This window comes from Streptomyces sp. Je 1-369, from assembly GCF_026810505.1.
In the GTDB taxonomy this organism is placed as follows: domain Bacteria; phylum Actinomycetota; class Actinomycetes; order Streptomycetales; family Streptomycetaceae; genus Streptomyces.
In genome coordinates this window covers 4593384-4609868 of the sequence record NZ_CP101750.1, presented here as the reverse complement: position 1 = coordinate 4609868, position 16485 = coordinate 4593384, and the positions used below count along the sequence as shown (strand labels likewise).

The following is a 16485-nucleotide window of genomic DNA, read 5'->3' as shown; positions in this document are numbered from 1 at the left end:
GCTCTTACTCGAACCCTCGGGTCATGGACCCGGGGGTTTCTTGCTGCCCCTCGCCGCCGCTTGCCGCCCGGCTGCGTTTGCTCCTGGCGTCGGCCGATCGTCCAGATGCCCGCCGCCTCCGTCGAGGTGATGAGGGACCCGAGCAAAGCGGCGGCGGTGCCCCGGCTGCGGGCGTTCCGGGGGGGGGACGTATACGGAGTGCTCGACTACCCCTGCGTACGCGCACCTGGCTGAGGCCGCGGATGCCGCGGTCCAGCCGAGCACCGTGCCGACGCGGTCGAGGGCGACGAGGCGTTGTTCGGGCAGGTTGGCAGCGTCGAAGGCCGGCCAGGTGGGGCGGCGGGTTCGAATGTGGCGTTTACTTCGTCGATGCCGAGTTAGTAGATCTTCAGGACGTCGTCGGCGTGCTCGGGCCGCCGGGCGTTCGATGCGGACGTTCCGGGTGCCGGGCCTCATGTGCGGGCGATCGGTGCGATGTCGTCGATCAGGGCTCGGACGCGTTGTTCGATCTCGTCGCGGGTGGGGCGGACCGCGGCGATTCCTTGGCCCGCGGGGTCGGGGAGTTGCCAGTCGAGGTAGCGCTTGCCGGGGAAGACGGGGCAGGTGTCGCCGCAGCCCATGGTGATGACGACGTCGGAGGCCTGGACGGCCTCCACGGTGAGCACCTTGGGCACCTCGGCGGAGATGTCGATGCCGATCTCTGCGAGTGCTTCGACCGCGGCCGGGTTGACCGTGTCCGCCGGGGCCGACCCGGCCGACCGGACCTGGACGCGGTCCCCGGCGAGGTGGGTGAGGAAGGCGGCCGCCATCTGTGAACGCCCGGCGTTGTGGACGCAGACGAACAGCACGGAGGGTTGGGGCGGGGTGTCAGGCATGGGTGGAGGTTCGGGCATGGGTCTGCTCCTCCTGCCGCGAGGTGGGGGGAGTTGAGGTCGTGAAGTAGCGGCGCGCGTACAAGGCCACGTAGACCAGGCCGATCAGGACCGGCACTTCGATGAGTGGGCCGACGACCCCGGCCAGTGCCTGGCCCGAGGAGGCGCCGAACGTGGCGATGGCCACGGCGATGGCCAGCTCGAAGTTGTTGCCCGCCGCGGTGAAGGCGAGCGTGGTGGTACGCGGGTAGTCGAGGCCGACGGCCTTGCCGAGCAGCATCGATCCGGCCCACATGAGCGCGAAGTAGACCAGCAGCGGTAGCGCGATACGGACCACGTCCAGCGGTCGGCCGGTGATGGCGTCGCCCTGGAGCGCGAAGAGGACGACGATGGTGAACAGCAGCCCGTACAGGGCGAACGGGCCGATGCGCGGGACCAGTTCCGCCTCGTACCAGGCGCGGCCCTTGGTCCTCTCGCCGATGCGGCGGGTCAGGTAGCCGGCCGCGAGCGGGATGCCGAGGAAGACCAGGACGCTGCGTGCGATCTCCCAGACGGATACGTCGAGTCCGGTCTGCTCCAGGCCGAGCAGGCCGGGCAGCACCTGGAGGTAGAACCAGCCGAGCGCGGAGAACGCGATCACCTGGAACACCGAGTTGAGCGCGACCAGGACGGCGGCCGCTTCCCGGTGTCCGCAGGCGAGGTCGTTCCAGATGATGACCATGGCGATGCAGCGGGCCAGGCCGACGATGATCAGGCCGGTGCGGTACTCGGGCAGGTCCGGCAGGAACAGCCAGGCCAGCGCGAACATCAGGGCAGGGCCGATGATCCAGTTCAACAGCAGCGAAGGCAGCAGCAGGCGGCGGTCCCTGGTCACGGTGCCGAGCCGGTCGTAACGGACCTTGGCCAGCACCGGATACATCATCACGAGCAGGCCCAGCGCGATCGGCAGGGACACGCCACTCACCGTCACGGTGGCCAACGCGTCCCCGAGCCCCGGGAGGGAGCGGCCCACGCCGAGACCGACGGCCATCGCGGCGAGGATCCACACCGCCAGGTAGCGGTCCAGGAACGACAGTCGCCCGGCCACGCTCTGCTCGGCAGCGCTCTCCTCAGGTGCGGCAGCACTCTGCCCAGGTGCGGCAGCACTCTGCCCAGGTGCGGCACCGCTCTGCCCAGGTGCGGCATCGCTCTGCTCGGGTGCGGCACCGCTCTGCTCAGGCGCGGCACCGCTCACGAGGCAGCTCCGGCCGTCTCGCCACGCTCGGGCAACGGCGCGCCGGCGGGGCGGGTCAGGATGCCCGCGAGGCGGTCGGTCATCTCCGGCAGCAGCCAGTAGTAGACCCACGTGCCGCGCCGCTCGCAGTCGATCAGGCCGGCCTGCCGCAGCAGCTTGAGGTGATGCGAGATGGTCGGCTGTGACAGGTCGAAGGCCGGTGTCAGGTCGCACACGCAGACCTCTCCGCCCGCCTGCGAGGCGATCATGGACAGCAGCCGCAAGCGCACCGGGTCGCCGAGCGCCTTGAAGACTTTCGCCAGGTCAACGGCTTGCTCCTCGTCCAGCGGGGTGGTCAGCAACCCCGGGCAGCACGCATCTGCTCCACTGGCTCGCCCCAACACCACAAGCTCTTGATTCGACATTCCTCTATGTTGACACCCTTCGATGCAGGGCGCAATGTTGCATCGACGGACATCAATGCAGCAAGTGGATGGGAGTACCGCCATGTCCCGCGCTCAGCTCGCCCTGCGTGTCAGCGACCTGGAAGCGTCGATCACCTTCTACTCGAAGCTGTTCGGCACCGAACCGGCCAAACGGCGTGAGGGCTACGCCAACTTCGCCATCACCGAGCCCCCGCTCAAGCTCGTCCTCATCGAGGGCGAGCCGGGGCAGGACACCCGCCTCGACCACCTCGGCGTCGAGGTCGAGTCCACCGACCAGGTCACCGCGGCCACCGGCCGTCTCAAGGACGCGGGCCTGGCGACGTTCGAGGAGAACGACACCTCCTGCTGCTACGCCCTCCAGGACAAGGTCTGGGTGCACGGCCCCGGCAAGGAGCCCTGGGAGGTGTACGTCGTCAAGGCCGACGCCGAGTCCCAGGGCGCGAGTGCGGGCTGCGGCTGCGGCTGCGGCTGCGGCTGCGGCTGACGCACTGCGCGGCGATGTCGGAGGTCACCCTGCTCGGCATCCCCACCAGTCCTGCCCCATCCGTCAGAGAGGGAGATCGTCAGGCAGTACTCGGAATGCTTTGTGGCGGCCGAGAGGGCGTACCGCGCGGAAGTCCCGGCGGTCGAGGGTGAGGATCGCATCCGTGTCGTAGTCGGCGGCCAGAGCCACATTCACCGCGTCCGTGAGGTCGAGGTTCAGTCCCCTGTATCGCGCCCTGACCGACTGAGCGGCGCCCAAGTGATCCTCTGTGATCTCCGGGGCGACGACGCGGCCTCGATGCATCCAACGCCGGATGTCGTCGATCGCGCTGAGCGCGGCCTCCCGGCCCAGTTCGCGCGTCGCTACATGGTCGAGTTCGGCGAGCAGGAGCGGGGACATGACGAGGAGTCCGGCGGCCAGGATCGCCTCGTTCGCGGCCTCGTGTTCCGGGTGCGTGGAGTCCAGAGCGGCCAGCAGTCCGGAGGTGTCGGCGACGACGATGATCACGCGACGGTTCCGGGGTCCGTATCGCGAGCACTCCGTACCGCTTCGGCGACCGTGTCGCGGACCGCGGCCTTGGACGGCGTGCGCCCCGGGCCCTCGAAGGTGCGCGAGAACAGGGGCTCGTCCCAGACCCGGTTCGCCATGGCGGCGAGGTGGATGCCCTGGCGAATGATCTCCGCCTCGCTAATCCCTCGACGCTTGGCGGCTTCCTTGATGATCGCCAGGTCGTCGGGGTCGGCATAGACGTTGGTGCGCTTCATGGACATGTACCAAGGGTAGTCCATGTACCGGGTCAGGACATGCCGGGAGTCGACGTTGTGTGCCTGGGACGCTGCGACTCAGAGGGCCGCAGGCCTGTCCTCCAGGTCACGGAGGACCGAGGAAGCCTGCGCGACAGTCGCCCTGGTGCGTTCTTTGCTGCGCTTCAGGCGGCGGCGCCAGGTGAAGCGGGAGCGCTGCGGATGCCAGAGGGCCTGATAGACGAGCTCCGTGGCGCCGGAGAACGCGTCCATGTACGTGGTGGACACGCCTCCGCCGAACTCCGGGTCCGGGTTGCGGTCCCACTCGCGGCGGCTCTCCAGGTAGATCGCCACGCGAGTCTTGACGTACCAGCCCGAGACCGCGCGAGGCACCCCCGCGGCCATGGCAGCTGACTCGAAAGCGTGCACAGCGGCCCGCAGTTGGGGCCATTCGTTGTCCCTGCCGTGGGCCCAGTGCGCCTGCTCAAGTGTCGCCATGGCCTCCCGAGCCGTGGCGCGAGCCCGGCGGCGCTCCGGACCGGCCGACACGTACTGCGTCACGACGGCGCCGACGCTGCCGGCTCCGAGCAGCTGGATCAGGGAGGCGAGATCGGCCATGCAGGGAAGGTACAGCGTCCGCCACTCCTAGGAGTCCGTCCCCCGTGCACCGTGGAACACAGCGACGGCCTCCGGGGCGGCGCGGCTGCTGACCGAGACCGTCCGGGTGAAGGGGGAGCGAGTACGGCCCACCGGCACGTACCGGGTGACCGTGAACGACTTCCTCGCCAATGGAGGCAACGGCTTCCCCACGTTCACCGAGGGGACGGAGCGTGACGGCGGCTCGGTGACCGGCCTCGACGCGCTCGTGCGCTACCTGGAGAACAACTCCGCCCCGAACGCGCCCCTCGACCCGCCCGAGCCCGGCAGGATCACCTTCCTCGCCGGGTAGCAGGACGGCAACGCCATCGCTCTTCACATCAGGCCGTATCAGGCCGCCTCAGGCCTCCTGGCATATAGCGGCCACTTTCCTCCCTCTCCCGACGGGCCGGACTCCGCTAGGCTCGGAAGGTGACGGCCGCCCAGCCCAACGTCCCCAAGCCCGACGCCGACCACCCCAGCGCCGGCCGAGCCCCCGCGGGTCCCTTCGGCGTCGTCGCCGTCGCGTCGTCCGCGGGCGGCATCCAAGCGCTGAGCGCACTCCTGGGGGCGTTGGGTCCTGAGTTGTCCGTGCCGGTGCTGGTGGTCCAGCACCTCGATCCGAGGCACCGGACCGTGATCGCCGACGTGCTCAACCGCCGTACGGAACTGCCGGTCGAGCTCGCGACGGCCGGGGAGAAACCGGTCCCCGGCACCGTCCACATCGCGCCACCCGGGCGCCACCTGCTCATCGGCTCGGACGGGGACCTGACGCTCTCCGACGCCGAGCTGGTTCACTTCGTACGCCCCTCCGCCGACCTCCTCTTCGAATCGGTCGCCGGCTCCTACGGCCCCCGCGCCATCGCCTGCGTGCTGACCGGGACCGGCGTTGACGGGGCGATGGGTGTGGAAGCCGTGCATTCGCGCGGCGGGACCGTGATCGCCGAGGATCCGCGGACGGCTGAGTTCTCCGGGATGCCCCAGGCGGCCGTGAACACGGGCGCGGTGGATTTCGTGCTACCTCTAGTGGAGATCGCGGCGGTCGTCCGCGGACTTCTCGACGCCCCGGGGCAGTGATGAACGAATCTCGCAAAGAACCGCGCAACGAGGGGCGCCAAGAGCCTCACAGCGAGCCTCGCAACGAATCTCGTAAGGAGTCTCGTAAGGAGTCCCGCAAAGAGCTTCGCCCCGATGCCCGTCAAGAGGCCCGCGGCGATTCCCAGAAAGCGGCACCCAACGAAGCCCTGGAAGAGCTGCTGCTCTTCATCAGGGAGGCGCGGGGATTCGACTTCACCGGGTACAAGCGGTCCACCCTGGGACGCCGCATCCACAAGCGGATGTCCGACGTCGGCATCGACTCGTACCAGGACTACCAGGACCTCCTGGAGACCAGCGCCGACGAATTCGGCGCTCTCTTCAACACGATCCTGATCAACGTCACCTCCTTCTTCCGTGACCCGGAAGCCTGGACCTTCCTCCAGCACGAGGTCGTCCCCGAGCTGATCGCGAGCCTCACGCCCGACCAGGAGATCCGCGTGTGGAGCGCGGGCTGCTCCAGCGGCGAGGAGGCGTACTCGCTGGCCATCATGTTCGCGGAGGCGCTGGGCATCGAGGAGTCTCTGCGCCGCGTCAAGATCTACGCCACGGACGTGGACGAGGAGGCGCTGCGCGAAGCCAGGTCGGGGCTGTATCCGACGAAGTCGCTGGAGCCGCTCTCCCCCGAGCTGCGGGACAAGTACTTCGAGCCGAACGGCGCGCAGCTCAGCTTCCGCGCCGACCTGCGCCGCCGGGTGATCTTCGGGCGGCACGACATCACCCGTGACGCCCCGATCTCCCGGCTCGACCTGCTGATCTGCCGGAACACGCTGATGTACTTCAACGTCGAGGCGCAGACGCAGATCGTCGACCGTTTCCACTTCGCCCTGCGCCAGGGCGGCTTCCTCTTCCTCGGCAAGGCCGAGATGCTGCTGAACGACGCCGAGCGGTTCGATGTGGCGGACATACGACAGCGCGTCTTCCGTCGCCGTACGGGCGAGGCGGGGCTGCCCTACCAGCCCGCGCCCCTGAAGGTGCGGAGCAGCTCGGGCCTCGAACTGCACTCCGTGGCGCGCACCCGGCAGCTGCGCGATCTGGTCCTCGACGCGGGCCCGATCCCGTGGATCGCGATCGACGGGGACGGCGCCGTCGTGGTGATCAACCACCAGGCGAGGATGCAGTTCGGGCTGAGCGCCGGTGACGTGGGCCGTCCCTTCCAGGACCTGGAGATCTCCTACCGTCCGGTCGAGCTGCGCTCCCTCATCGATCAGGCCACGCACGAGCGCCGGACGCTGCGGGTCAACCGGGTGGAACGGCGGGCCGGTGAGGAGACCCAGTTCCTCGACATCCTCATCCAGCCGCTGTCCGGGCCCAACGGCCTGCACGTGGCGACCACGATCTCCTTCACCGACGTCACCGTGGCCACGCAGCTGAAGGCCGAGGTCAAGCGCGTACGCGAGGACCTGGAGACGGCGTACGAGGAACTCCAGTCGACCAACGAGGAGTTGGAGACCACCAACGAGGAACTCCAGTCCAGCATCGAGGAGTTGGAGACCACCAACGAGGAACTCCAGTCCACGAACGAGGAGCTGGAGACCACCAACGAGGAACTCCAGTCCGGCAACGAGGAACTGGAGACCATGAATGACGAGATGCGCATCCGCACCGAGGAGCTGGACGAGGCAAGGGCGTTCCTGGAGGCCGTGCTCACCAGCATCGCGGCGGGCGTGGTGGTCCTCGACAGCAAGCTGAGGGTGAAGAGCTGGAACCGGGGAGCCGTCGACCTGTGGGGGCTGCGCAGCGACGAGGTCGTCGACAAGGTCTTCTTCGACCTGGACTTCGGGCTGCCGACGGAAGAGCTGAGGCCTCTGGTGAAGGACTGTCTCAAGAGCCGCCAGCGCACCGGGCCGGTACCCGTGCACGCCCTGAGCCGCATCGGGAGGCCCATCACGTGCGACATCTTCTGCTCCCCGTTCGACGGGCACAACGGCGGCGTCGTCCTCATGATGGAAGAGAGCCGGATCCTCTCCACCGATTGATGCTGCGGGCGTACGCTTCGGACATGAAGCCGCAGGGGAACGACGAAGCCCTCGGTCAGGTCGCGACCGCGCGAGGACGTGCCGCCCGAGAGCTCGATCGGGCTGCGCGAGCCGCGGCGTCGGCCGAGCGGCACGAGAGACTGGCGTCGGCCGATCCCGATGCCGACGGCCGCCAATTCCACGCGCAGGTCGCCGACACACACCGTCGGACGGCCGCCTGCCACCGTTCCTCGGCCGCCCTGCACGCCGCCTTCGCCGACCGCACGTCGGCGTGGGTCCGGGGCAAGGGCAGCCGGCCCCGCTTCATGACCGGCGTGGCGGACGCGCTGGGCACGGACAGCGCCGCGATCACCCTGGTCGACTCCGCGCAGAACCAGCTCGCGGTCGCGGTGTCCGACCAACCCGCCCTGGCAGCCCAGGACTTGGAGTACGTCCTGGGGGAGGGCCCGTGCCGCGACGCGGCGCACGAACGCTGTCCGGTCCATTCGGCGGGTGAGGACATCGAGCGCCGCTGGCCCGGGTACGGTCCCGCGCTCACCTCCCTGGGCATCACATCGGTGCTCGCGGTCCCCCTGGAGTCGAAGGCCGGCTGCTTCGGTGCCCTCGCGGTGTTCGAACCACGCGCGGGACTCCTGGGGTCCACGGACCTCGCCGAGGTCACCGCGGCCCTCACCCGCATCGTGCTGCTCGGCCCGGACGCCGATCCGGAGCTGTACGGCAGCACGGACCACAGGGACACCGTCCAGCAGGCGGCGGGTGTCCTCTCCGTGCGGGTCGGCTGCGGCATCGACGACGCACTGGCACTGATCAAGGCCCGGGCATTCGCCGACGAGACGACGACCGCCGCCATCGCCCGGCGGATCCTGAACGGAGACCCGTATCTCTGAATCCAAGAGGAGCTCGGCATGACGCCCCAACAGCAGCTGGCCGACGTGTTCGTCGCCCTGGCCGGCAGCGCGACGGAAGGCTCACCGGAGGTACCCGAAATCCTCGCGATTCTGGCGGACCGCAGCCCCTCCCTGCTCCAGGTGCGTGCGGCGTCCGTGGTGTACGCGCCGGACGGGCGCGAGAAGGCGCAGGCGAGCGGCTCCGATCCCGAGGTGACCCGGCTGGAGCGCGAGGCGCTCACGTGGCGCGAAGGCCCGGGCCACGCCCCGCACGGCACCGACGCGCACCTCGCGGCGCCGCTGCCCCTCGATGGCGCCCCGACGCGGCATCGCTGGCCCCGGTACACGCCGGCAGCCCTCGCGCTCGGCCACACCCACGTCGTCGCCGTCCCGCTCCAGGTGCCCGACCGCGCGCTCGGGGCGCTCGTCCTCTTCTCGGACCAGGGAGACGTCCCCTCGGCCGACGCACGCGCGCTCGGCCGGTCCCTCGCGGACTTCACCGCCGTAACGCTGCACCGCGCGCAGGAGGCCGAGCAGGGCCGGACGCTCACCAGCCAGTTGGAGCGGGCCCTGACCAGCCGCGTGGTCATCGAGCAGGCGAAGGGCGTGCTCGCCACGCGCAGGTCGCTGACCATGGACGACGCGTTCGACGCGCTGCGGTCGCACGCGCGCTCCCACCGTCGGCTGCTGAACGACGTGGCACGCGAGGTGGTCGACGGGCAGGCGGACCCGGCGCTGACCCATCCCCCCGTCCAGGCCGCGGTACGGCACGACAGCGGGACGTGAGCGGTACGGCAGTGGAACGTGAGCGGTGCCGGTCAGAGTGGTGCGTGTCAGCAAGTCCGCGGGTCGGACGCTGATTCGCAGCAGCTCAACTCCGAGCGGCTGAGCACCGTTCACTCCCGGGGGAATTCCCATGCGCACGTTCCGCAGCCGCTCCACCGTTCTCGGCCGCCCCACCGTTCTCAGCCGTTCCACTGTTCTCGGCCGCTCCACCGTTCTCGCCGCGACCGGCGCCGCCGTGCTCGCCCTGTCCCTCACCGCCTGCGGCGGCAGCTCCGACACGAAGGCGGCGGAGCCGGCCGGGGCGACGGTGGCGGCCACCGAGACCACGGTCACCGTCGGCGCGTCCCACGACGTGAAGGCCGCGGGCGCCACCGTGGCCGCCGCGCCCGTCTGCACCACCAAGGACGTCACCATCAGCGCCGCGCGCCACGGCGGCCCGCCCTACACCCACATCGTCCTGACCGCGAAGAATACGTCGGGCCACAGCTGCAAGATGACGGGCTTCCCGGAGATCCAGTTCCTGGAGAGCCACAAGCAGGACGTGCCCGCGGTCGCCAAGAGCAAGCCCGCGTCCCCGGTCGTCCTGAAGGCGGGCGCTCCCGCGTACGCGCTGGTCAAGATCTCGGACGGCGGCGTCGACGAGACCAACGAGCCCGTCTCGGCCTTCCAGGTGACGCTCCAGGGCGGCGGCGGGAGGGCCGCGGTCAGGGCCCCGGGCAGCGCCGGCATCGCGGTCGACCCGGCGAAGGCGCTGACCGGCTACTGGACGTACGAGCTGCGCAACGGCGCGGACGACTTCTAGAGGGTGCGTTCGGGGCCGGGTCGGCGAGGGCGAGGTCGGGCTCGGACTCGGGGTCGGGCTCGGGCATGCGGAGACTCAGCCGCCCGAGTCGCTCGACGCGCCCAAGTCGCCGGAGCCGCTTGAGTAGTTGCCTCTCCGGCGGCTCCTCTTCGACGCCGCGGCGACCACATCCGCGGTGACCATCGTCGCCTTCGCCACGCCATGGACCCAGCGCGGTCCGCCCCGGGCCGCCCAGATGACCGCTCCCAGCCCGGCGGCCACGAACATCATCACGATGGTCAGCAGCACGATCATCATCGGGCTCCCCCTTCTCCGTTCGTTGGGTGAGACGTGAGTTTCCCGGCCGGGGTTGTCCGACCCGCGTACCGGGAATCCGTGCCCGCGGACGGTTCGCCCCGCCCCGTCGCACAGACCTTCGACTCCGCCCCACTCGCCCCCGTACAGTGGCAAAATCCCGCATTCCACAATGCCGGGGCTGTAGATCCACCAAGGGGGGCCTGACATGGCACTGTTCGGAAACGCGCACACCGTAGATCCGATGAAGGCGCAGAACGAGTACGCGCGCCTGCTCGGACACGGCGAGCAGGTGCACGCCGCGTACACGCTGATACGCGACACCATGCTGTTCACGGACCGTCGACTGATCATGGTCGACAAGCAGGGGATCACCGGCAAGAAGGTCGAGTACCACTCGGTGCCGTACCGCAGCATCACGCACTTCGCCGTGGAGACGGCGGGCCACTTCGACCTCGACGCCGAGCTGAAGATCTGGGTCTCCGGCAACCCGACGCCGATGCAGAAGACGTTCACGAAGGGCGTCGACATCTACGAGGTCCAGGCGATCCTGACGCAGTTCGTGGCTCGCTGACGGGACGCCCGGAGGAGCCGTCCGTGCAGACCTTCGGCGACCTCGTATAGACCAAAGTGCGATGAGCGCGCCCCGCGCTGATCGGCATGCTCGGGATCACCGGACGGCGGCGGTTGGGGCCGCCGCCGGTTCGGGATCACGGGAGGCGCTGTGCGGGACGACGTCGGTGGGATCAGCAGGGGACGGTTTCTGGTGGGGAGCGCGGCCGTCGGGGCCGCCGTCGCCACTGGGGCGCTGACGGCGGGGGCCGGGAAGGCCGCCGCCGGTGTGGCCCCCCTCGACGGAGCGGGGGACCGGCGGGGGCTCCGGTATCGCGGTGTCTGTTACGAGGTGGGGGACGGGGACGGGCCCGCCACCGCGTGGAGTGCGGGACGTATGCGGCGCGATCTGCACGCCATCCGGCACGAGCTGCACGCCAACTCCGTCTCCGTGTACGGCACCGGCGTCGACCGCCTCGCCGCCACCGCCTCCGAAGCCGCCGAGCGCGGGCTCCACGTCTGGCTTCAGCCGCGCCTCGCCGACGTCCCGGAGCGGGACATCCTCGATCATCTCGCCGAAACCGGTCGGCACGCCGAACGCATGCGGCGGCAAGGGGCTCGCGTGTACCTCAGCGTCGGGTGCGAGTTCGTGCTGTTCGTGCCCGGGATCGTGCCGGGGGACGACGCGCTGGAGCGGGTCCAGAACATCCTCAAGGGAAACTACGACCCGCAGCACATGGCCCGGGAAGTGCGGCGCTTCGTCGGGCTCGCCGCGAAGACAGGTCGCCGCGTATTCCGGGGTCCTCTGACTTACGGTGCCGCTCACGACGACGACGTCGACTGGTCCCTCTTCGACCTCATCAGCGTGAACTACTACGGGTACCACGGGAACGCGAAGGGCTACGTCAAGGACCTCACCCCGCACACCCGTTGGGGCAAGCCCGTCGCCATCACCGAGTGCGGCTCCTGCACGTACGAAGGGGCTCCGCAGGACGGCGGCATGGGGTGGTACGAGTCGATCGACTACACCGCGGATCCTCCGGAGATCACGGGTGCACTCGTGCGCAGCGAGCGTACCCAGGCCGCTTACCTCTCCGACGTCTTCGACGTCTTCGAGTCCATGAACCTGCACGCCGCGCTGGTCTACCAGTTCGTCAGCCCCGAGCTGCCGCACCGACCGGACTCCCCCCGCCATGACCTCGACGTCGCCAGTTACGGGCTCGCCAAGGCCCTGCGGAAGCGGCCCGACGACCCCGCCTCCCCCTGGCACTGGGAGCCGAAGGAGTCCTTCCGGGCGCTGGCCCACCGTTTCGCGCGCGCAGAGCGTCGATAGCCAGTCCGCGCGCCGACTTGGCTCGGCGTGGCTTGGCTTGGCTTGGCTCGGCTCGGCTTGGCTCGCGGAGGTCTTCCCTCCCCGTCGCCCTTGTGTTTGCCTTAGGGCCATTTCGGCTGTCTGGGGCGGGAGTTGCCGCATGCGGAAGCGGATCGGGAAGCGGGTCGGGAAGCGGAGTCTTTGGAGCGCGGGGCTCCTCGCCGGGGCGCTGTTGTTGGGCGCGTGCGGGGACCCCGGCTCCGGGGACGCGGCGCCGGCGGACCTTCCCGAGGCGTCGGGTTCCGCGGCGCCCTCCGACCCGTCCGCCGCGCCGTCCGCCACGCCCCGTGAGCGTGCCGCGCGGAACGCTCCGGACAAGCCCGCCCGCGCCCCCAAGGTCCTCTACCTCGGCGACTCCCTCGCCATGGAGAACCAGGTCGTCCTCGGCCAGCAGCTGAAGGACCGCCTCGGTGCGCGGTACCGGAGCGCGCCGTACTCCGGCACGACCCTCTGCGACTACCTCGACGGCACGGGCGAGGACTCCCTCGTCCCCGACAAGGACAAGGCGGCGGCCCTCGTGCGGGCGCAGCGGCCCGACTACGTCGTCCTCCAGTTCTGGGGCAACGCGTGGGGCTACACGCCCTGCATGAAGGGGATCACGTACGACAAGCGGCGCGCGGAGTACTTCGACCGGTACGCGGCCGATGCGCGGCGGCTCGCCGCGCAGATCCGGGGCGCCGGGGGTGGGCAGACCCGTGTCGTGTGGGTCCTCCAGGGCCCCGACCCGATCACACCCGACCGCGTACGCCGCGTCAACGCCATCTACCAGGCCCAGGCCCGCGCCTCCGGTGGCCTCGTCGCCGACGCGGGCAGGACGGTGGCTCCGGGCGCGGATCGCTATACGTGGGTGGAAAAGTTGCCCTGCACGGCGTACGAGCGGGCGCACGAGGCGTACTGCACGGAGCCGGGTGCGGGGCGTACGGCTCTCCACCGTGACAAGGACTACCTGCACTTCTGCCTGGCGCCGACGACCGCCAAGTCCCGCCCCTGCCCGGTGCGGTCGCCGGGCATCCGGCGGATGGCCGAGGCGGTTACCTCGCGGGTCGCGTCAGATCTCCGCTAGCGGCGGCCGCGACGAAGCGGGTGAACGCGGTGCGGGTGACGGTGAAGGTGGGGCCGGTGGGGTTCTTGCTATCGCGTACACCGACGGTGCCGTTGCACTGGGCTTGGGCGAGTTCTATGCAGTCGCCGCCGCTGCTGCCGCTGTGCGTCGACTTTTGCCAGGTGGCGCCGTTGAGGGGTGCGCACTCGACGCACTCGCCGCCACTCGTGCCGCTGTAGGACGACCTACGCCACTGTGCGCCCGTCGGGTGCTGCACGCTTGCCATAGCGTTCCTCCATCACGCGAGCGATCAGTTCCGCCGAGCCGTCCGTTGAGAGCGCACAGCTCTGCAAGCGAGCGTATCCGACAGAACGCTCCCTGATCACTGTGGAGTTGGCAGTCATGTGGCCGGTGTCGTAGCTCTCCGCATAGAAGAGGTCCGGGTCGTCCTCGAAGCGAAGGAGCGTGAACGAGCCCATCATCCCCGTGTGCTGCCCGACCGAGTAGGGCAGTACTTGGACCTGCACCCACGGGTGGTCCCGGAACTCCACCAGACGTGCCAGTTGGCCACGCATGACGTCCTGACCACCGACCTCCTGGTGCAGGACCGCCTCACCGAGCACCACCCACAGGGCCGGCGGGGTGCCTCGTTCAAGGATGCGCTGCCTCTCCATCCGAGCTGCCACCAACTCAGCTTCCCTGCCAGGGTGATCGACCCCGAGTAGCGCCCGTGCATACGCCTCCGTCTGCAACAGCCCGTACACCAGCTGGCACTGGTACGTGGAGATGAAGTTGGCCCGCGCCTCCATCTCCGCGTACGCCTGAAACCACGTCGGCAACTGGCTCCGCAACACGAGCCCCACCAACCGCGAGAAGAGACCATCCGTCCCCAGCGCCGCGTCCACCCGTTCGGAGAAGTCCCTCGTCGGCACCCTCCTCGTCGTCTCGACCTGGCCGATCAGGGACGCCGTGACGAAGACACACGAACCCAGCTGCGACTGGCTGAGGCCCGCCGCCTCCCGCAGGCGGCGCAGCTCCGAGCCGTAGTAGTCGAGCGGGGACGCGCTGGGGTTGAGGTCGCGCAGTTTGACCATGTGCCCAGAGTAATCAGAGCGTCGCTCTGAGGTGATGGAGATCACGTAACTCGTCCCGTCACCCGTTCGGCCCACACCGCTAGCAGCGCCCCCCGTACCGCTCGACGCTGAAAGTCACCTTTGTGTCCCTACGGAAGAGAAGGGGCGGCACCATGAGCAGCAGTGCCACCGCGCCCAACAAGCCGGACGACCACCGCCACGACGAGAGCGGCTCCGCGCTCTGGGCGTCCGGCGGGACGATGTTCGCCGGGGTCCTGATGATGGTGAACGGCATCCTCGGCATCTTCGAGGGCATCGCCGGTATCGCGAAGGACGACGTGTACGAGCGGGTCGGCGACTACGTCTACAAGTTCAACCTCACCACGTGGGGCTGGATCCACCTGGTCCTCGGCATTCTCGTGGCCGTTGTCGGCTGGGGCGTCCTCAAGGGCGCGAGCTGGGCCAGGGCGACCGGCGTCGCGCTCGCCGCGCTGGCCATCGTGGCGCAGTTCCTGTGGCTGCCGTACACGCCGGTCTGGGCGCTGATCTCCATCGCGATCGGCGTCTTCGTCATCTGGGCGCTCTGCAACGACCGCTCCGACGTCGCCGGGCCATGACGGCGACGAGATCAGTGTCCGCCCCGGTCCGCCGGGACGCCGAGTGACGTCAGGCCGTCAAGGACCAGGTCCACACCCACCGCCGCGAGCAGCAGCCCCAACAACCGGCCGAGGAGTTCGATCGTCGCGTGGTGCGTGCGGCTGAGGATGCGCGCCGGTACGACGACACACAGCAGGTCGACCACGATCACGGTGACGTACGCGCCGACCACCGTCGACCGCCACGTCCAGGAGTCCCGCGCCGCGCCCTCGATCAGTACCGCCGTCATCGCGAGGGGACTCACCACGTACGGCATGAGCAGCTGCCGTACCCCGCTGACCGGGTCCGGCGCGTCGGGGCCCGAGGCCTCCGTCCAGGCCCACGAGGACCGCTCAGAGCGGTCATGGGGGGGGGCATCCTGCACGTCCGTGGCGGGTCGGGCGGCGTCTTCGGTGGCCCGGTGTCTTCGTCGGTCACCGGGGCCGCCCGGGGTTTTGCGGAGTGTGGCGGTTCCGGGCCGGGAGTAAAGCGCGCTCCGCTGCGCTGCGCGTCGGCTGCGCCGATTCCGCTTCGCTCCACCCTTGACTCCCGCCCCTGCACCGCAGTTGAACGTTGACCCGGACGGCCAGGGGTGGGGCGGCGGACTTCTCTGGATGGGTCATCGGCTTTCGCTGCCGGGTGCGGCCCGGCTCAACGTGAGGCGTCCTCACCGCATGCGTGCGGCTGCGCTGCTCGGGTCATCACCTCTCGTTGCCGGGTGCGGCCCGGCCCAACGTGAGTCACCGTCACGGTCTGGGGTGGGTCATCGGCTTTCGTTGCAGGGTGCGGACCGGTCCAACGTGGGTGGGAGTGGTGGTCGGTCTGCCGAAGGGCTGCCTGGGCCGTCCCCTCCGGCACCTACTTCGGGAAAGTTGCGAATCGGCTGGCCGCGCGCCCCCTCGGCAGAGTGAATGCGCCCCCCGGCATGCCCCCTTTGCCGCGCCGGCTGCGTGAGAGCAGTGCTCTGGGTGACGGCGCGCGGCGTGCGGTGCGCGGGGGCCAGCGGGGGGCGGTTGGGTCGGGCCGTCCCTCCCGGCACCTACTTTGGGAAAGTTGCGAATGCCTTCGCCGCGCGCCCCCCAGCAGATGCCGATGCGCCCCCCGGCATGCGGGATTTGCTGCGCCGGATGTGCGAGATCAGTGGCGTGGGTGGGGGCGTGCGGGGTGTGGGAGGGGGGCGCGCGCCGGGTCGGTTCGCAACTTTTCCAAAGTAGGTGCCGGAGGGGGCCGGGGCTGGGGGCGGTGGCGCTTCGGTGGGCGGTCTGCCCGGGGTGGTCGCCCCGCGCACGACGTACCGACCTCACCCCCGACCATGACCATGACGGCGACGGCGACGGCGACACGCGATGGACCGGTCCGCACCCGCCCGCGAGAGCCGATGACCCGAGCAGCGAGGCCACACCCCCAGCCGGTGAGGGCAACTCACGTTGGACCGGTCCGCACCCTGCAACGAGAGGTGATGACCCGACCGGCGCACCGCGCGGCTGGCGGCGCCGCAACCGTGGCGGCGATGCACGTTGGGCCGGTCCGCACCCGGCAACGAGAGCCGATGACCCGCCCCAGACCGTGGGGA

General features: G+C 69.9%; 21 protein-coding genes and 1 pseudogene. 11 read left to right on the top strand and 11 right to left on the bottom strand.

All coding sequences use genetic code 11. The features are described 5' to 3' along the window. Nucleotides 1-95: 95 nt before the first annotated feature. The 4 genes and pseudogenes from NOO62_RS21040 to NOO62_RS21025 form a co-directional block, all read right to left on the bottom strand. A pseudogene (locus tag NOO62_RS21040) lies at nucleotides 96-371 on the bottom strand (N-acetyltransferase family protein); the annotation flags it as partial. 81 nt (nucleotides 372-452) lie between these two features. Continuing rightward, the gene (locus tag NOO62_RS21035) at nucleotides 453-875 is read right to left on the bottom strand and encodes an arsenate reductase ArsC (protein ID WP_268772436.1); all 423 of its coding nucleotides are present in this window, start codon (nucleotides 873-875) and stop codon (nucleotides 453-455) included. Further along, on the bottom strand, nucleotides 868-1902 hold the full coding sequence (gene arsB / locus NOO62_RS21030) for an ACR3 family arsenite efflux transporter (protein WP_268775710.1): 1035 nt from the start codon (nucleotides 1900-1902) through the stop codon (nucleotides 868-870). The genes NOO62_RS21035 and arsB overlap by 8 nt, the downstream gene beginning before the upstream one ends. A 200-nt stretch (nucleotides 1903-2102) precedes the next feature. After that, nucleotides 2103-2510 carry an ArsR/SmtB family transcription factor gene (locus NOO62_RS21025; protein WP_268772435.1) on the bottom strand — a complete coding sequence of 136 codons (408 nt, stop codon included), beginning with the start codon at nucleotides 2508-2510 and terminating at the stop codon, nucleotides 2103-2105. An 82-nt stretch (nucleotides 2511-2592) separates the two neighbouring features. Here NOO62_RS21025 and NOO62_RS21020 point away from each other — a divergent pair, with 82 nt between their 5' ends. After that, nucleotides 2593-3015 (top strand): ArsI/CadI family heavy metal resistance metalloenzyme, encoded by a 423-nt coding sequence (locus NOO62_RS21020; protein WP_268772434.1) that lies wholly within the window; start codon nucleotides 2593-2595, stop codon nucleotides 3013-3015. 63 nt (nucleotides 3016-3078) lie between these two features. Here NOO62_RS21020 and NOO62_RS21015 read toward each other — a convergent pair whose 3' ends face one another. The 3 genes from NOO62_RS21015 to NOO62_RS21005 all read right to left on the bottom strand — a co-directional run bounded on the left by NOO62_RS21015 (nucleotide 3079) and on the right by NOO62_RS21005 (nucleotide 4376). Continuing rightward, the gene (locus tag NOO62_RS21015; RefSeq protein WP_268772433.1) at nucleotides 3079-3522 is read right to left on the bottom strand and encodes a PIN domain-containing protein; all 444 of its coding nucleotides are present in this window, start codon (nucleotides 3520-3522) and stop codon (nucleotides 3079-3081) included. Next, nucleotides 3519-3785 (bottom strand): CopG family transcriptional regulator, encoded by a 267-nt coding sequence (locus tag NOO62_RS21010; protein WP_268772432.1) that lies wholly within the window; start codon nucleotides 3783-3785, stop codon nucleotides 3519-3521. The genes NOO62_RS21015 and NOO62_RS21010 overlap by 4 nt, the downstream gene beginning before the upstream one ends. A gap of 72 nt (nucleotides 3786-3857) precedes the next feature. Continuing rightward, the gene (locus NOO62_RS21005; protein WP_268772431.1) at nucleotides 3858-4376 is read right to left on the bottom strand and encodes a hypothetical protein; all 519 of its coding nucleotides are present in this window, start codon (nucleotides 4374-4376) and stop codon (nucleotides 3858-3860) included. Nucleotides 4377-4461: 85 nt separating this feature from the next. On the opposite strand from NOO62_RS21005, the gene NOO62_RS21000 reads away from it, so the two are divergent. The 6 genes from NOO62_RS21000 (at nucleotide 4462) to NOO62_RS20975 (ending at nucleotide 9943) form a co-directional block, all read left to right on the top strand. Beyond that, a complete protein-coding gene (locus NOO62_RS21000) occupies nucleotides 4462-4707 on the top strand; it encodes a 5'-nucleotidase C-terminal domain-containing protein (RefSeq protein ID WP_321170653.1) in 246 nt (81 codons plus the stop codon). Nucleotides 4708-4826: 119 nt separating this feature from the next. Next, the gene (locus NOO62_RS20995) at nucleotides 4827-5471 is read left to right on the top strand and encodes a chemotaxis protein CheB (protein ID WP_268772430.1); all 645 of its coding nucleotides are present in this window, start codon (nucleotides 4827-4829) and stop codon (nucleotides 5469-5471) included. Further along, nucleotides 5471-7468, top strand: coding sequence for a CheR family methyltransferase (locus NOO62_RS20990; RefSeq protein ID WP_268772429.1), 1998 nt, complete (start codon nucleotides 5471-5473; stop codon nucleotides 7466-7468). Before NOO62_RS20995 ends, NOO62_RS20990 begins: the two co-directional genes overlap by 1 nt. Before the next feature lie 23 nt (nucleotides 7469-7491). Then, nucleotides 7492-8355: a GAF and ANTAR domain-containing protein gene (locus tag NOO62_RS20985; protein ID WP_268772428.1), complete on the top strand. Its 864-nt coding sequence runs from the start codon at nucleotides 7492-7494 to the stop codon at nucleotides 8353-8355. An 18-nt stretch (nucleotides 8356-8373) separates the two neighbouring features. Next, nucleotides 8374-9141, top strand: a complete 768-nt coding sequence (locus NOO62_RS20980; protein WP_268772427.1) for an ANTAR domain-containing response regulator — start codon at nucleotides 8374-8376, stop codon at nucleotides 9139-9141. 130 nt (nucleotides 9142-9271) lie between these two features. After that, the gene (locus NOO62_RS20975) at nucleotides 9272-9943 is read left to right on the top strand and encodes a DUF4232 domain-containing protein (protein ID WP_268772426.1); all 672 of its coding nucleotides are present in this window, start codon (nucleotides 9272-9274) and stop codon (nucleotides 9941-9943) included. 75 nt (nucleotides 9944-10018) lie between these two features. Here the strand turns inward: NOO62_RS20975 and NOO62_RS20970 are convergent, their stop codons facing one another. Next, nucleotides 10019-10240, bottom strand: a complete 222-nt coding sequence (locus NOO62_RS20970) for a hypothetical protein (RefSeq protein WP_268772425.1) — start codon at nucleotides 10238-10240, stop codon at nucleotides 10019-10021. Between the two features lie 205 nt (nucleotides 10241-10445). Here NOO62_RS20970 and NOO62_RS20965 point away from each other — a divergent pair, with 205 nt between their 5' ends. The 3 genes from NOO62_RS20965 (at nucleotide 10446) to NOO62_RS20955 (ending at nucleotide 13224) form a co-directional block, all read left to right on the top strand. Then, nucleotides 10446-10811: a PH domain-containing protein gene (locus tag NOO62_RS20965; protein WP_268772424.1), complete on the top strand. Its 366-nt coding sequence runs from the start codon at nucleotides 10446-10448 to the stop codon at nucleotides 10809-10811. Between the two features lie 150 nt (nucleotides 10812-10961). Further along, entirely contained in the window at nucleotides 10962-12122 is a 1161-nt protein-coding gene (locus tag NOO62_RS20960; RefSeq protein WP_268772423.1) for an abortive phage infection protein, read from the top strand. A gap of 139 nt (nucleotides 12123-12261) precedes the next feature. Further along, nucleotides 12262-13224, top strand: coding sequence for an SGNH/GDSL hydrolase family protein (locus NOO62_RS20955; RefSeq protein WP_268772422.1), 963 nt, complete (start codon nucleotides 12262-12264; stop codon nucleotides 13222-13224). On the opposite strand, the gene NOO62_RS20950 is transcribed toward NOO62_RS20955, so the two are convergent. Both NOO62_RS20950 and NOO62_RS20945 read right to left on the bottom strand, forming a co-directional pair. Continuing rightward, entirely contained in the window at nucleotides 13193-13489 is a 297-nt protein-coding gene (locus NOO62_RS20950) for a DUF397 domain-containing protein (protein WP_268772421.1), read from the bottom strand. The two genes, NOO62_RS20955 and NOO62_RS20950, sit on opposite strands and share 32 nt — an antisense overlap. After that, entirely contained in the window at nucleotides 13449-14297 is an 849-nt protein-coding gene (locus NOO62_RS20945) for a helix-turn-helix domain-containing protein (RefSeq protein ID WP_268772420.1), read from the bottom strand. The genes NOO62_RS20950 and NOO62_RS20945 overlap by 41 nt, the downstream gene beginning before the upstream one ends. A gap of 152 nt (nucleotides 14298-14449) precedes the next feature. Between NOO62_RS20945 and NOO62_RS20940 the strand changes: the two genes are divergently transcribed. Next, nucleotides 14450-14893: a hypothetical protein gene (locus NOO62_RS20940; RefSeq protein ID WP_268772419.1), complete on the top strand. Its 444-nt coding sequence runs from the start codon at nucleotides 14450-14452 to the stop codon at nucleotides 14891-14893. Nucleotides 14894-14904: 11 nt separating this feature from the next. Here the strand turns inward: NOO62_RS20940 and NOO62_RS20935 are convergent, their stop codons facing one another. After that, nucleotides 14905-15297, bottom strand: a complete 393-nt coding sequence (locus NOO62_RS20935; RefSeq protein WP_268772418.1) for a MarC family protein — start codon at nucleotides 15295-15297, stop codon at nucleotides 14905-14907. Nucleotides 15298-16485: the final 1188 nt, after the last annotated feature.

Coding starts and splice junctions, on each gene's coding strand:
- NOO62_RS20970 (WP_268772425.1), bottom strand. CDS start 10,240: ATGATGATCGTGCTGCTGACCATCGTGATGATGTTCGTGGCCGCCGGG.
- NOO62_RS20985 (WP_268772428.1), top strand. CDS start 7,492: ATGAAGCCGCAGGGGAACGACGAAGCCCTCGGTCAGGTCGCGACCGCG.
- NOO62_RS20950 (WP_268772421.1), bottom strand. CDS start 13,489: ATGGCAAGCGTGCAGCACCCGACGGGCGCACAGTGGCGTAGGTCGTCC.
- NOO62_RS20990 (WP_268772429.1), top strand. CDS start 5,471: ATGAACGAATCTCGCAAAGAACCGCGCAACGAGGGGCGCCAAGAGCCT.
- NOO62_RS20945 (WP_268772420.1), bottom strand. CDS start 14,297: ATGGTCAAACTGCGCGACCTCAACCCCAGCGCGTCCCCGCTCGACTAC.
- NOO62_RS21035 (WP_268772436.1), bottom strand. CDS start 875: ATGCCTGACACCCCGCCCCAACCCTCCGTGCTGTTCGTCTGCGTCCAC.
- NOO62_RS20980 (WP_268772427.1), top strand. CDS start 8,374: ATGACGCCCCAACAGCAGCTGGCCGACGTGTTCGTCGCCCTGGCCGGC.
- NOO62_RS20940 (WP_268772419.1), top strand. CDS start 14,450: ATGAGCAGCAGTGCCACCGCGCCCAACAAGCCGGACGACCACCGCCAC.
- NOO62_RS21005 (WP_268772431.1), bottom strand. CDS start 4,376: ATGGCCGATCTCGCCTCCCTGATCCAGCTGCTCGGAGCCGGCAGCGTC.
- NOO62_RS21020 (WP_268772434.1), top strand. CDS start 2,593: ATGTCCCGCGCTCAGCTCGCCCTGCGTGTCAGCGACCTGGAAGCGTCG.
- NOO62_RS20955 (WP_268772422.1), top strand. CDS start 12,262: ATGCGGAAGCGGATCGGGAAGCGGGTCGGGAAGCGGAGTCTTTGGAGC.
- NOO62_RS21025 (WP_268772435.1), bottom strand. CDS start 2,510: ATGTCGAATCAAGAGCTTGTGGTGTTGGGGCGAGCCAGTGGAGCAGAT.
- NOO62_RS21010 (WP_268772432.1), bottom strand. CDS start 3,785: ATGTCCATGAAGCGCACCAACGTCTATGCCGACCCCGACGACCTGGCG.
- NOO62_RS20975 (WP_268772426.1), top strand. CDS start 9,272: ATGCGCACGTTCCGCAGCCGCTCCACCGTTCTCGGCCGCCCCACCGTT.
- arsB (WP_268775710.1), bottom strand. CDS start 1,902: ATGGCCGTCGGTCTCGGCGTGGGCCGCTCCCTCCCGGGGCTCGGGGAC.
- NOO62_RS20965 (WP_268772424.1), top strand. CDS start 10,446: ATGGCACTGTTCGGAAACGCGCACACCGTAGATCCGATGAAGGCGCAG.